Origin of the sequence: Streptomyces sp. NPDC057854, from assembly GCF_042797055.1 — a bacterium.
Classification (GTDB): domain Bacteria; phylum Actinomycetota; class Actinomycetes; order Streptomycetales; family Streptomycetaceae; genus Streptomyces.
The window spans coordinates 153,497-165,115 of the sequence record NZ_JBHVMF010000005.1; the positions used below are offsets into that span (position 1 = coordinate 153,497).

At 73.3% G+C, this 11,619-nt stretch carries 12 protein-coding genes; 10 read left to right on the forward strand and 2 right to left on the reverse strand.

What is annotated here, in order from left to right:
• The first annotated feature begins 70 nt into the window (after window positions 1–70).
• From rsmD to mutM, 7 genes are all read left to right on the forward strand, one after another.
• Window positions 71–649, forward strand: coding sequence for a 16S rRNA (guanine(966)-N(2))-methyltransferase RsmD (gene rsmD, locus ACFVQZ_RS10110; protein ID WP_030496963.1), 579 nt, complete (start codon window positions 71–73; stop codon window positions 647–649).
• A gap of 26 nt (window positions 650–675) precedes the next feature.
• On the forward strand, window positions 676–1,155 hold the full coding sequence (gene coaD / locus ACFVQZ_RS10115) for a pantetheine-phosphate adenylyltransferase (RefSeq protein ID WP_321193296.1): 480 nt from the start codon (window positions 676–678) through the stop codon (window positions 1,153–1,155).
• Between the two features lie 110 nt (window positions 1,156–1,265).
• A complete protein-coding gene (locus ACFVQZ_RS10120; protein WP_383620931.1) occupies window positions 1,266–2,291 on the forward strand; it encodes a cell division initiation protein in 1,026 nt (341 codons plus the stop codon).
• A 175-nt stretch (window positions 2,292–2,466) separates the two neighbouring features.
• Window positions 2,467–3,072, forward strand: a complete 606-nt coding sequence (locus ACFVQZ_RS10125) for a DUF177 domain-containing protein (protein WP_321193285.1) — start codon at window positions 2,467–2,469, stop codon at window positions 3,070–3,072.
• 2 nt (window positions 3,073–3,074) lie between these two features.
• On the forward strand, window positions 3,075–3,248 hold the full coding sequence (gene rpmF / locus ACFVQZ_RS10130) for a 50S ribosomal protein L32 (protein ID WP_030496967.1): 174 nt from the start codon (window positions 3,075–3,077) through the stop codon (window positions 3,246–3,248).
• Between the two features lie 20 nt (window positions 3,249–3,268).
• Window positions 3,269–4,099, forward strand: a complete 831-nt coding sequence (rnc, locus tag ACFVQZ_RS10135; RefSeq protein WP_383620933.1) for a ribonuclease III — start codon at window positions 3,269–3,271, stop codon at window positions 4,097–4,099.
• Window positions 4,100–4,280: 181 nt separating this feature from the next.
• Window positions 4,281–5,141, forward strand: a complete 861-nt coding sequence (gene mutM, locus ACFVQZ_RS10140; protein ID WP_383620935.1) for a bifunctional DNA-formamidopyrimidine glycosylase/DNA-(apurinic or apyrimidinic site) lyase — start codon at window positions 4,281–4,283, stop codon at window positions 5,139–5,141.
• On the opposite strand, the gene ACFVQZ_RS10145 is transcribed toward mutM, so the two are convergent.
• Window positions 5,131–5,514, reverse strand: coding sequence for a winged helix-turn-helix transcriptional regulator (locus tag ACFVQZ_RS10145; protein ID WP_383620937.1), 384 nt, complete (start codon window positions 5,512–5,514; stop codon window positions 5,131–5,133). The genes mutM and ACFVQZ_RS10145 overlap by 11 nt on opposite strands.
• An 89-nt stretch (window positions 5,515–5,603) precedes the next feature.
• Window positions 5,604–6,575, reverse strand: a complete 972-nt coding sequence (locus ACFVQZ_RS10150; protein WP_383620939.1) for a CAP domain-containing protein — start codon at window positions 6,573–6,575, stop codon at window positions 5,604–5,606.
• 205 nt (window positions 6,576–6,780) lie between these two features.
• On the opposite strand from ACFVQZ_RS10150, the gene ACFVQZ_RS10155 reads away from it, so the two are divergent.
• From ACFVQZ_RS10155 to smc, 3 genes are all read left to right on the forward strand, one after another.
• Window positions 6,781–7,062, forward strand: coding sequence for an acylphosphatase (locus tag ACFVQZ_RS10155; RefSeq protein ID WP_030496972.1), 282 nt, complete (start codon window positions 6,781–6,783; stop codon window positions 7,060–7,062).
• Window positions 7,063–7,481: 419 nt separating this feature from the next.
• Window positions 7,482–7,700, forward strand: coding sequence for a hypothetical protein (locus ACFVQZ_RS10160; RefSeq protein ID WP_030496973.1), 219 nt, complete (start codon window positions 7,482–7,484; stop codon window positions 7,698–7,700).
• 252 nt (window positions 7,701–7,952) lie between these two features.
• On the forward strand, window positions 7,953–11,495 hold the full coding sequence (smc, locus tag ACFVQZ_RS10165; protein ID WP_383620942.1) for a chromosome segregation protein SMC: 3,543 nt from the start codon (window positions 7,953–7,955) through the stop codon (window positions 11,493–11,495).
• Window positions 11,496–11,619 lie beyond the last annotated feature (124 nt).

Here is an 11,619-nt window from a genome sequence, read left to right on the forward strand (position 1 = left end):
GCGAGCCGCCCTAAGCTGGTTCTTGCCCGGTGCGCTCGCAGCGGGCGAGAACCAGCGAGCGAGGAAACCGATGACCCGCGTGATCGCCGGCACCGCCGGCGGACGGCGCCTGGCCGTGCCCCCGGGCAACGGCACCCGCCCCACCTCCGACCGGGCGCGCGAGGGCCTGTTCTCCACCTGGGAGGCGCTCTTCGGCATCGAGGGCGCCCGGGTCGCCGACCTGTACGCCGGCTCCGGCGCCGTCGGCCTGGAGGCGCTGTCCCGCGGCGCCGCGCACGCCCTGCTCGTCGAGGCAGACGCCCGCGCCGCCCGCACCGTCCGCGAGAACGTGCGCGCGCTCGGCCTGCCCGGCGCCGAGGCCCGGACCGGCAAGGCCGAGCAGATCGTCACCGGACCGGCCCCGGCCGAGCCGTACGACCTCGTCTTCCTCGACCCGCCCTACGCGGTCCCCGACCAGGAGCTGCGCGAGATCCTCCTCACACTGCGCGCGGGGGGCTGGCTGAGCGAGGATGCCGTCGTCACCGTGGAGCGCGCCACGCGCGGCGGCGAGTTCGGCTGGCCGGACGGCTTCGAGCCCCTGCGCTCGCGCCGCTACGGTGAAGGAACGTTCTGGTACGGCCGCGTCACGGCCGGCGAGGACCCCCGATGACCGCACCGGAGAGCGAGGAACACACCATGCGCCGCGCCGTCTGCCCGGGGTCCTTCGACCCCGTCACCAACGGACACCTCGACATCATCGCCCGCGCCTCGAAGCTGTACGACGTCGTGCACGTCGCCGTGATGATCAACCAGTCCAAGAAGGGCCTCTTCGCGGTCGAGGAGCGAATAGAGCTGATCCGCGAGGTCACCGCCGGCTTCGGCAACGTCGAGGTCGAGTCCTTCCAGGGCCTGCTCGTCGACTTCTGCAAGCAGCGCGACATCCCCGCCATCGTCAAGGGGCTGCGCGCGGTCAGCGACTTCGACTACGAACTCCAGATGGCCCAGATGAACAACGGCCTGTCGGGCGTCGAGACCCTCTTCGTGCCCACCAACCCCACCTACAGCTTCCTGTCGTCGTCGCTGGTCAAGGAGGTCGCGGCCTGGGGCGGCGACGTCTCCCACCTGGTGCCCCCGGTGGTCCTCGAACGGCTCACCGAGCGGCTCGGGCGGAAGTGACGCGCGGCCACCATCGCTGACGCTCCGTCACCTGGTGTCGGACGGGCCGCGACTGCCCTTACAGTCGTCCCGTCCGTCTCCATCCAGCTGTAGAGAGTGGCGAGCACCCGGTGGACGTGCAGAAGATCCTCGACGAGATCGTCGCGACCGTACAGAACGCCCGCTCGATGCCCATGTCGGCCTCCTGCGTGGTCAACCGCGCCGATCTGCTCGCCCTCCTCGACGAGGTGCAGGGCGCCCTGCCGAACTCCCTCGCCCAGGCACAGGAGCTCATCGGCGGGCGCGACCAGATGGTCGAGGAGGCCCGCCGGGAGGCGGAGCGGATCATCGAGGCCGCCCACGCCGAGCGCGGCACGATCGTCTCCGACACCCAGATCGCCCGGCAGTCCCAGGAGGAGGCCGACCGGATCCTCGCCGAGGCCCGCCGCGAGGCCGAGGAGATCCGCGCCGAGGCCGACGAGTACGTCGACTCCAAGCTCGCCAACTTCGAGGTCGTCCTCAACAAGACCATTGGCGCCGTCGACCGGGGCCGCGAGAAGCTGCTCGGCCGCGGCCCCGGCCTGGACGAGCACGGCTACGCCGACGAGGACGCCCCCGAGTACAGCGCCGACCCGCAGACCCTGATCGCCCGCGCCGACGAGTACGTGGACGCCAAGCTGGGCGCCTTCGAGGCCGTCCTCTCCAAGACCCTGGAGGCCGTCGGGCGCGGCCGGCAGAAACTGCACGGCCGGATCGCCACCGACGCCCTCGGCGAGCACATGGCCGCCCAGGAGGGCTTCGCCCACTCCGTGCACACCAGCGACGCCGACTACCTGGCCGGCCTCGCCGAGCTGGCCGACCCCGAACCGGCCGCCGCACCGCCCGCCCCCGTCGCCGCGCAGATCCCGGCCCAGCAGGACCCGTACGCCTACCAGCAGCCCTCGCAGACGGACCCGTACGGCTACCCGCAGCAGGACCCGTACGCGTACCAGCAGCAGCCCCAGCAGGCCGATCCGTACGGCTACCCGCAGCAGGACCCCTACGCGTACCAGCAGCCCCCGGTCCAGCCCCAGCCGGCCGCGCTCGACGAGACCAGCTTCTTCGACACGAGCATGATCGACCTGGAGCAGCTGCGCCGGTACGAGCAGGGCCAGTAGCGGGCGAAGGGGCCGATTGGGCCCTGGGCGAAGCGTCCAGTATCCTGGCTCTTCGGTCGCGTGTATGCCGCGATCCAGGCTGCCCGCGAGCGGCAGCCCCCGTGAAACTTGCGACGCGAACGATCCGAAAGCAGGAAGAGCCCTGAGCACGCGCCTCGACCACCGCAACCCCCTCGTGTTCGACACGCACGAGCTGGGGCGGCGTCCCGGTGCCCTCCAGCGGATCTCCCGCACGGTCGACGCGCCCGCCGATCTCGGCGTCGCGGGGGTCGTCGGAGTGCCCGAGGGCGCGCCGGTGGAGATCGAGCTCCGACTCGAGTCGGTCATGGAAGGGGTGCTTGTCACAGGCACCGCCCGTGCATCGGCCGAGGGGGAGTGCGTAAGGTGTCTGGAGCCCGTCGAGCTGGAGCTCGACGCGGACTTCCAGGAGATGTTCTCGTACCCCGACTCCGACGACCGGGGCCGCTCCAAGGCGGCACCGGACGACGAGGACGACGAGGAAGAGGACATGATCCCCCTCGAGGACGGCATGTTCGACCTCGAACCCGTGCTGCGTGACGCAGTGGTACTCGCGCTGCCCATGCAGCCGGTGTGCCGGGAGGACTGTGCGGGTCTGTGTTCCGAATGCGGAATCAACCTGAACGAGAACCCGGACCACCACCACGACGCCACCGACATCCGTTGGGCGGCACTGCAGGAACTCGCCGGTTCGCTGGGAGCCGACGAGAAGGACAACATGAGCGACGCCGCTACCGGTGTCGACGAGAAGCAGGAGAAGTAGCCGTGGCTGTTCCGAAGCGGAAGATGTCGCGCAGCAACACGCGCCACCGCCGGTCGCAGTGGAAGGCTGCGGTCCCCACCCTGGTTTCGTGTGAGCGTTGCCAGGAGCCGAAGCAGCAGCACATCGCGTGCCCGAGCTGCGGCACCTACAACAAGCGCCAGGTCCTCTCGGTCTGAGCGGGCTGGTGAGAGGCACGATGTCTGACAACATCAACAACGCCTCGTCCCACACGCTTCTGGAAGGGCGGCTCGGGTATCAGCTCGAGTCCGCCCTTCTGGTGCGTGCGCTGACCCACCGCTCGTACGCGTACGAGAACGGCGGTCTGCCCACCAACGAGCGGCTGGAGTTCCTCGGGGACTCCGTGCTCGGCCTGGTGGTCACCGACACCCTCTACCGCACCCACCCCGATCTCCCCGAGGGCCAGCTGGCCAAGCTCCGGGCCGCGGTGGTCAACTCACGTGCGCTGGCGGACGTCGGGCGCGGCCTCGACCTGGGCTCCTTCATCCGGCTCGGCCGGGGCGAAGAGGGCACGGGCGGCCGGGACAAGGCATCCATCCTCGCCGACACCCTCGAAGCGGTGATCGGCGCGGTCTATCTCGACCAGGGTCTCGACGCGGCGTCCGAGCTGGTGCACCGGCTCTTCGACCCGCTGATCGAGAAGTCCTCCAACCTCGGTGCCGGCCTGGACTGGAAGACCAGCCTCCAGGAACTCACCGCGGCCGAGGGTCTCGGCGTGCCGGAGTACCTCGTCTCCGAGGAGGGCCCCGACCACGAGAAGACCTTCACTGCTGCCGCCCGCGTCGGTGGTGTCTCGTACGGCACCGGCACCGGCCGCAGCAAGAAGGAGGCGGAGCAGCAGGCCGCCGAGTCCGCGTGGCGTGCGATCCGCGCCGCGGCGGACGAGCGGGCGGCGGCCGAGGCCAAGGCCGCGGCCGACGTCACGGCCGACGGGTCGGTCGTGACGTCCGACGCGCAGTCCGACCGGACGTCCGACCGGAAGGACGGGGCCGCTCCGGCCACCGCCTGACCGCCGTCCGGCGACCGCCCGCGCCTTCGCCTTCGGCGGAAGCTCTTCCCGCCCGCCCCCGCCAGGGGCGGGCGGAGCCGTTTCCGGGCCCGGGAACCGTCCGTCGCGGGAGCCCGGAGGGCTGTCGGTGCCGGGCGGTAGGCTGCGAGGACCACCACCCGTACCCCTCCGGAGGAGTCCCGTGCCCGAGCTGCCCGAGGTCGAGGTCGTCCGGCGCGGACTGGAGCGCTGGGTCGCCGGCCGGATCGTGGCCGGCGTCGAGGTGCTCCATCCCCGGGCCGTGCGCCGCCACCTCGCGGGCGGCGCGGATTTCGCCGCCCGGCTCACCGGGCAGCGCTTCGAGCCGGCCCGGCGCCGCGGCAAGTACCTGTGGCTGCCGCTCGCCGGCACCGGCACCTCCGTCCTCGGCCACCTCGGGATGAGCGGCCAGCTCCTCGTGCAGCCGGAGTCGGCGCCGGACGAGAAGCACCTGCGCATCCGGGTCCGCTTCGACGACGCGGCCGGTACGGAGCTCCGCTTCGTCGACCAGCGCACCTTCGGCGGCCTCTCGCTGCACGACCAGACTCCGGAGGGCCTGCCGGACGTCATCGGGCACATCGCCCGCGACCCGCTGGACCCCGCCTTCGACGACGCCGCCTTCCAGGCCGCGCTGCGCCTGCGCCGTACGACGATCAAGCGCGCGCTGCTCGACCAGTCGCTGATCAGCGGCGTCGGCAACATCTACGCCGACGAGGCGCTGTGGCGGGCCCGGCTGCACTACGACCGGCCGACCGCCACCCTCACCCGCCCGCGCGCCGCCGAGCTGCTCGGCCACGTCCGCGACGTGATGAACGCGGCGCTGGCCGCCGGCGGCACCAGCTTCGACAGCCTCTACGTGAACGTGAACGGCGAGTCTGGCTACTTCGACCGCTCGCTCGACGCGTACGGGCGCGAGGACGAGCCCTGCCGCCGCTGCGGCACGCCGATGCGCCGCCGGCCGTGGATGAACCGCTCCAGCTACTTCTGCCCGCGCTGCCAGCGCCCGCCGCGCCTCAGCGTGTGACGGCGGAGCGCTCCGCGTCGTACGTCTCCCGGGCCGCGACGACCTCCGGCATCCGGCCCTCGACCAGCCGGATCAGGCCGATCAGCCGCTCGGCGACGTCCCGCCCGAGCGGTGTGAGCCGGTAGTCGACGCGCGGAGGATTGACCGGCTGCGCCTCGCGGTGCACCAGCCCGTCGCGCTCCAGCGCCTGCAGCGTCTGGGCCAGCATCTTCTCGCTGACGCCGTCGACCCGCCGCCGCAGCTCGTTGAAGCGGTACGACCCGTCGTGCAGCGCCCCGAGCGTGAGGGCGCCCCACCGGCCGGTGATGTGCTCCAGGGTCACCCGCGAGGCACACCCCCGCGCGAACACGTCGAAGGCGAGATCGTCGGTCATACCCCCCACGGTACGCGCGCCCCCCACTCACCACCAGACCGCGCTTTCGGAAAGTGAGCGGGTGGGGCGGGGCCTGCCGCCGCCAGGGGTCAGCGGCCGAAGTCCTGGGTCCACCAGGGGCCGCCGTCGCCGAAGTGGACGCCGACGCCGAGGGTGGTGAAGTCGCAGTTCAGGATGTTGGCGCGGTGGCCGTCGCTGTTCATCCAGGAGAGCATCGCGGCCGTCGCGTCGACCTGGCCGCGGGCGATGTTCTCGGCGCCCAGGTTGGTGATGCCGGCCGCCTGGGCGCGGGCCCAGGGGGTGGCGCCGTCGGGGTCGGTGTGGTCGAAGAAGCCGCGGTTCGCCATGTCGGCGCTGAACGCGCCGGCCAGCCGGGCGAGGCCGGCCGACGGCTGGACCGGGGCGCAGCCCACCTTGCCGCGCTCGGCGTTCACCAGGCGCAGCACCTCGGCCTCGGCCGCGTCCGCGCGGTCGGCGGTGGAGCCGGCCGCCGTGGCCGACGGCTCCTCGGCAGGGGCCTCCGTGGTGGGGGCGGGCTTCGGGGCGGCGGCCCGGGTGGTCGCCGGGGCCTTCGACGGCTGGGGCTTCGCGGTGGGCTTCGGCTTCGCCGGTGCGGCCGTGGTGGGCGCGGGAGGCGTGGTGCGGGTCTTCGAGGGGGTGGGGGAGGGGGGCGCCGTGGTCTTCGACGGGGTGGGCGTCGGCGTGGCGGTCCGGGTGGGCGTGGGCTTCGCGGACGGCGCGGCCGTCTTCTTCGCTCCCGTGCCGGCCGGTGCTTCCGCCGGGGTGCGGGTCGCCCCGCCCTGGGTGGTCAGCTCCGGGGCCTGCCGGGCCTCCGTGGCCGTCGGCCGGCTGCTGCCGACGCTGCCCGCGGTGAGGGTCTCCCCGCCGGGGAGGAGACCGGTGGCGACCGCGACGGCGCCGACGGCGACCGCGGCGGAGGCGCCGATCAGGCCGGTGCGGACGGGGCGCCGCCTGCGGCGCGTACCCCCGTGACCGCGGTCGGTGCCGGTCGCGTAGTCTGCCTCGGCGGGCGCGGCGCCGGAGCGACGGTGGCGTCCCATCTGCCCTGCCTCCCTGATGAGCTGCTCTGCTGCGTGGATCTTTGCGCCCTTTGCTTTCGGCACGGGTCGGCACGGAGCGTGACGCTGCGTACGGACGGCCGAGAGGCGTGCACCCGTGTGGGTGACGGCGCATTCCGTCGGACTGTACGCCATGGGGAGCCGTCGCGACGTGCTCTTCGGGCAATCCGCCCGCTAGCGTGCAGCCATGAGCGACGACGTACGGATGACCGCCTGGGTGCGGGGGCGAGTACAGGGAGTGGGCTTCCGCTGGTTCACCAGGGCAAACGCGCTGGAGATCGGCGGCCTCACGGGCTTCGCCCTGAACCTCGACGACGGCCGGGTGCAGGTGGTGGCCGAGGGCCCGAGTGACCATTGCCACCGTCTTCTCGACTGGCTGCGGTCCGGTGACACGCCCGGGCGCGTGGACGGTGTCACCGAGATATGGGGCACCCCGCGCGGCGGCTACGACGGCTTCGCCATCCGCTGACGCGCCTCCCCGGAACCCCGCCGGCCCTCCCTCCGGACGCCCCTCGCGGGCGCCGCACGGAGGGCCGGTTGCGCGTGCATGAACGCTGGTGAACCGGTGAAGCGCCTGGTGGTTGCCAAGTTCCCGCAGTCGTGGAAGGCTTCCCCGGGTAAGGATGATCGCCACGCCCCGGCGCAACGGGTCGAGAGGCGCCGCCGCCTGCGACGCGGCCGCGAACTCCCCGCCCGCCGGGCCGTCCGGCGCGTGATCGTGTTGACCGTCAAACTTTTTGGTGAGACTCTGGAAGCCCCGCGCACCTTAGCTGTGTGGCAGTAGAACACCGGCACGACTCAGGTACTGCCGAGCACCGCGGGTGCGAATCCATCCCTCACGACCCACACCGCAATCGGTCGGTCACTCAGTGTGGAGGACCACTCATCATGGCAAAGGCGCTTCTCGGTTACGTCGGCGGCTCCGACCCGCGACTCCTCGCCGAGATGCGACGGCTTCAGCAGCGCGTCCAGGACCTGGAATCCGAGCTCGTACGGATCCAGACCGAGAACGACGCGCTCAACGCTGCCGCCGCTCAGCACCAGGGCGAGACGCTGCTCGACCGCATCGACCTCGACGTACCCCAGGCAGAGCCTGCGCTCACCTGACTCCCGGCCCCGAGGGCTTCAGGTGGGAACAGCTGAATAGGCAAGGGACGCTTCGGCGTCCCTTCACTTCTGCCCCGCTCGCTTCCTCGCCGCCCGGGCCCTCCGAGCCCGTCCGCCGGCCGCTCGTCCGCCGGCCCCCGGGTCCTCGTCGTCCCGGGTCCCGTCCCTCCCCCTCGTCACACCGCTTCTCACCCGAGGGTCTGCCCTGCGCGATCACGGGCGAAACGCGACACCCCGGGTAGAGTCCCGGGGGTGCACCTCAAGGCCCTGACGCTCCGCGGATTCAAGTCCTTCGCCTCCGCCACCACGCTGAGGTTCGAACCCGGAATCACCTGCGTCGTCGGGCCCAACGGCTCCGGGAAGTCCAACGTCGTGGACGCGCTCTCCTGGGTCATGGGCGAGCAGGGCGCCAAGTCGCTGCGCGGCGGCAAGATGGAGGACGTCATCTTCGCCGGCACCACCGGCCGCCCCCCGCTCGGCCGCGCCGAGGTCTCGCTCACCATCGACAACTCCGACGGCGCCCTGCCGATCGACTACGCCGAGGTGACCCTCACCCGGATCATGTTCCGGGGCGGCAGCAGCGAGTACCAGATCAACGGCGACACCTGCCGGCTGCTCGACATCCAGGACCTGCTCTCCGACTCCGGCATCGGCCGCGAGATGCACGTCATCGTCGGCCAGGGACAGCTCGACTCCGTCCTGCACGCCGACCCCATGGGCCGCCGCGCCTTCATCGAGGAGGCCGCCGGCGTCCTCAAGCACCGCAAGCGCAAGGAGAAGGCGCTGCGGAAGCTCGACGCGATGCAGGCCAACCTCGCACGCGTGCAGGACCTCGCCGACGAGCTGCGCCGCCAGCTCAAACCGCTCGGCCGGCAGGCCGCCGTCGCCCGCCGCGCCGCCGTCATCCAGGCCGACCTGCGCGACGCCCGCCTCCGCCTCCTCGCCGACGACCTCGTCCGCCTCCGGCGCGCCCTGCACGCCGAACTCGCCGACGAGGCGGCGCTGCTGGCCCGCAAGGAGACCACCGAGGAGGAGCTGCGCACCGCCCTCGCCCACGAGTCCGCGCTGGAGGCCGAGGTCCGCGCCCTCGCGCCGCGCCTGGAGCGCGCCCAGCAGACCTGGTACGCCCTCTCCCAGCTCGCCGAACGCGTCCGCGGCACGATCTCCCTCGCCGACGCGCGCGTGAAGAGCGCCACCGGCGTCCCCGCCGAGGAGCGGCGCGGCCGCGACCCCGAGGACCTGGAGCGCGAGGCCGCCCGCGTCCGCGAGCAGGAGGCCGAACTCGCCGCCGCCCTGGAGGCCGCCGAACGGGCCCTGGAGGACGCCGTCGAGCACCGCGCCGAACTCGAACGGGCCCTGGCCGCCGAGGAACGGCGCCTCAAGGACGCCGCCCGCGCCCTCGCCGACCGCCGCGAGGGCCTGGCCCGGCTGCACGGCCAGGCCAACGCCGCCCGCTCCCGCGCCGCCGCCGCCCAGGCCGAGATCGACCGGCTCACCGCCGCCCGCGACGAGGCCGCCGACCGGGCCGTCGCCGCCCAGGAGGAGTACGAGCAGCTGAAGGCCGAGGTCGACGGCCTCGACGCCGCCGACACCGCGCACACCGAGCGGTACGAGGAGGCCCGCCGCGCCCTCGCCGGCGCCGAGGCCGCCCTCGGCGCCGCCCGCGAGGCCGCCGCCGACGCCGAGAGCCGCCGCGCCGCCACCCGCGCCCGGCACGACACCCTCGCGCTCGGCCTGCGCCGCAAGGACGGCACCGGCGCCCTCCTCGCCGCCGGCCTCCCCGGGATCCTCGGTCCCGCCGCCGAACTCCTCACCGTCACCCCCGGGTACGAGGTGCCCGTCGCCGCCGCGCTCGGCGCCGCCGCCGACGCCCTCGCCGCCGACGGCCCCACCGCCGCCGCCGAAGCCCTCCGCCTCCTCCGCAAGCAGGACGCCGGCCGCGCCACCCTGCTCCTGACCGGCGCCGAGCACGAGCCCGCGCCGCTGCCGCCGGGCACCGTGGCCGCCGCCGGACTCGTCACCGGCCCCGCCGGACTCGTCGCCGCCGCGCGCCGGCTGCTCGCCGGGATCGCCGTCGTCGACGGCCTCGACGAGGCCCGCGACCTCGTCCGCTCCCACCCCGAAGTCACCGCCGTCACCGCCGACGGCGACCTCCTCGGCGCCCACTGGGCCCAGGGCGGCTCGGCCGGCGCCCCCAGCCTCCTCGAAGTGCAGGCCCAGGTGGACGAGGCCGCCGCCGAGCTCGCCGCACTCGCCGCGCGCTGCGAGGAGACCGCCCGTGCCAGGGACGAGGCCGCCGGACACCGCGCGGAGTGCGCCGCCCGCGTCGAGGAGCTCGACGCCCTCCGGCGTACCGCGGAGAAGGAGAAGGCGGCCGTCGCCCAGGCCCTCGGGCGGCTCGCCGGGCAGGCCAGGGGAGCGGCCGGCGAGGCGGAACGCACGGCCGCCGCCGTCGCCCGCGCCCAGGAGGCGCTGGAGCGCGCCGGAGCCGAGGCCGAGGAGCTGGCCGAACGGCTCCTCGCCGCCGAGGAGAGCCCGGCCGAGGAGGAACCCGACACCGCCGTCCGCGACCGGCTCGCCCTCGACGGCTCCCACGCCCGCCAGACCGAGGTGGAGGCCCGCCTCCAGGTCCGCACCCACGAGGAGCGGGTCAAGGGCCTGGCCGGCCGGGCCGACTCCCTCGACCGGGCCGCCCGCGCCGAACGGGAGGCACGCGCGCGTGCCGAGCAGCGCCGGGCCCGGCTCCGCCACGAGGCCCGCGTCGCCGGGGCGGTCGCCGCCGGAGCGCGTACCCTCCTCGCCCACGTTGAGGTCTCCCTGGACCGGGCCGAACGGGAACGGGCCGAGGCCGCCGCCGCCCGCGCCGACCGCGAGCAGCGCCTCGCCACCGCCCGCGCCCGGGGCCGCGAGCTCAAGGCCGAGCTGGACAAGCTCACCGACTCCGTCCACCGCGGCGAGGTCCTGGGCGCCGAGAAGCGGCTGCGGATCGAGCAGCTGGAGGCGAAGGCCCTGGAGGAGTTCGGCGTCGAGCCGGGCGCCCTCGCCGCCGAGTACGGACCCGACCAGCCGGTCCCGCCGTCGCCGCCCGCGGACGGCGAGACCCTGCCCGAGGACCCGGACGACCCGCGCAACCGGCCCCGCCCCTTCATCCGTTCGGAGCAGGAGAAGCGGCTGAAAGCGGCCGAGCGCGCCTTCCAGCAGCTCGGCAAGGTCAATCCGCTGGCCCTGGAGGAGTTCGCGGCCCTGGAGGAGCGGCACCGCTTCCTCTCCGAGCAGCTGGAGGACCTGAAGAAGACCCGCGCCGACCTGCTTCAGGTCGTGAAGGAGGTCGACCAGCGGGTCGAGCAGGTCTTCACGGAGGCGTACCGGGACACCGCCCGCGAGTTCGAGGGCGTCTTCTCCCGCCTCTTCCCGGGCGGCGAGGGCCGGCTCGTGCTCACCGACCCGGACTCCATGCTCACCACCGGCGTCGAGGTCGAGGCCCGCCCGCCGGGCAAGAAGGTCAAGCGGCTCTCGCTGCTCTCCGGCGGCGAGCGCTCGCTGACCGCCGTGGCCCTGCTGGTGTCGATCTTCAAGGCCCGTCCGAGCCCGTTCTACGTCATGGACGAGGTCGAGGCGGCGCTCGACGACACCAACCTCCAGCGCCTGATCCGGATCATGCGGGAGCTCCAGGAGTCCTCGCAGCTCATCGTGATCACCCACCAGAAGCGGACGATGGAGGTCGCGGACGCGCTGTACGGGGTCTCCATGCAGGGCGACGGCGTCTCCAAGGTGATCAGCCAGCGCCTCCGCTGAGCCCCACCTGCCCCCGTTTCCCCTTCACTTCTTCAAGCAGTGAAGATCGATAAGCCAGATGTCAGGTAAAAGTCATATGACATCGCCTATTGACTTCAAAACTTGAAGGCATAGTCTCTGCAAC

What these genes read in the sequence shown, in the direction of transcription:
- rsmD (WP_030496963.1), top strand. Translation starts at nt 71, where the DNA reads ATGACCCGCGTGATCGCCGGCACCGCCGGCGGACGGCGCCTGGCCGTG.
- coaD (WP_321193296.1), top strand. Translation starts at nt 676, where the DNA reads ATGCGCCGCGCCGTCTGCCCGGGGTCCTTCGACCCCGTCACCAACGGA.
- rnc (WP_383620933.1), top strand. Translation starts at nt 3,269, where the DNA reads ATGTCTGACAACATCAACAACGCCTCGTCCCACACGCTTCTGGAAGGG.
- ACFVQZ_RS10145 (WP_383620937.1), bottom strand. Translation starts at nt 5,514, where the DNA reads ATGACCGACGATCTCGCCTTCGACGTGTTCGCGCGGGGGTGTGCCTCG.
- ACFVQZ_RS10150 (WP_383620939.1), bottom strand. Translation starts at nt 6,575, where the DNA reads ATGGGACGCCACCGTCGCTCCGGCGCCGCGCCCGCCGAGGCAGACTAC.
- ACFVQZ_RS10155 (WP_030496972.1), top strand. Translation starts at nt 6,781, where the DNA reads ATGAGCGACGACGTACGGATGACCGCCTGGGTGCGGGGGCGAGTACAG.
- ACFVQZ_RS10160 (WP_030496973.1), top strand. Translation starts at nt 7,482, where the DNA reads ATGGCAAAGGCGCTTCTCGGTTACGTCGGCGGCTCCGACCCGCGACTC.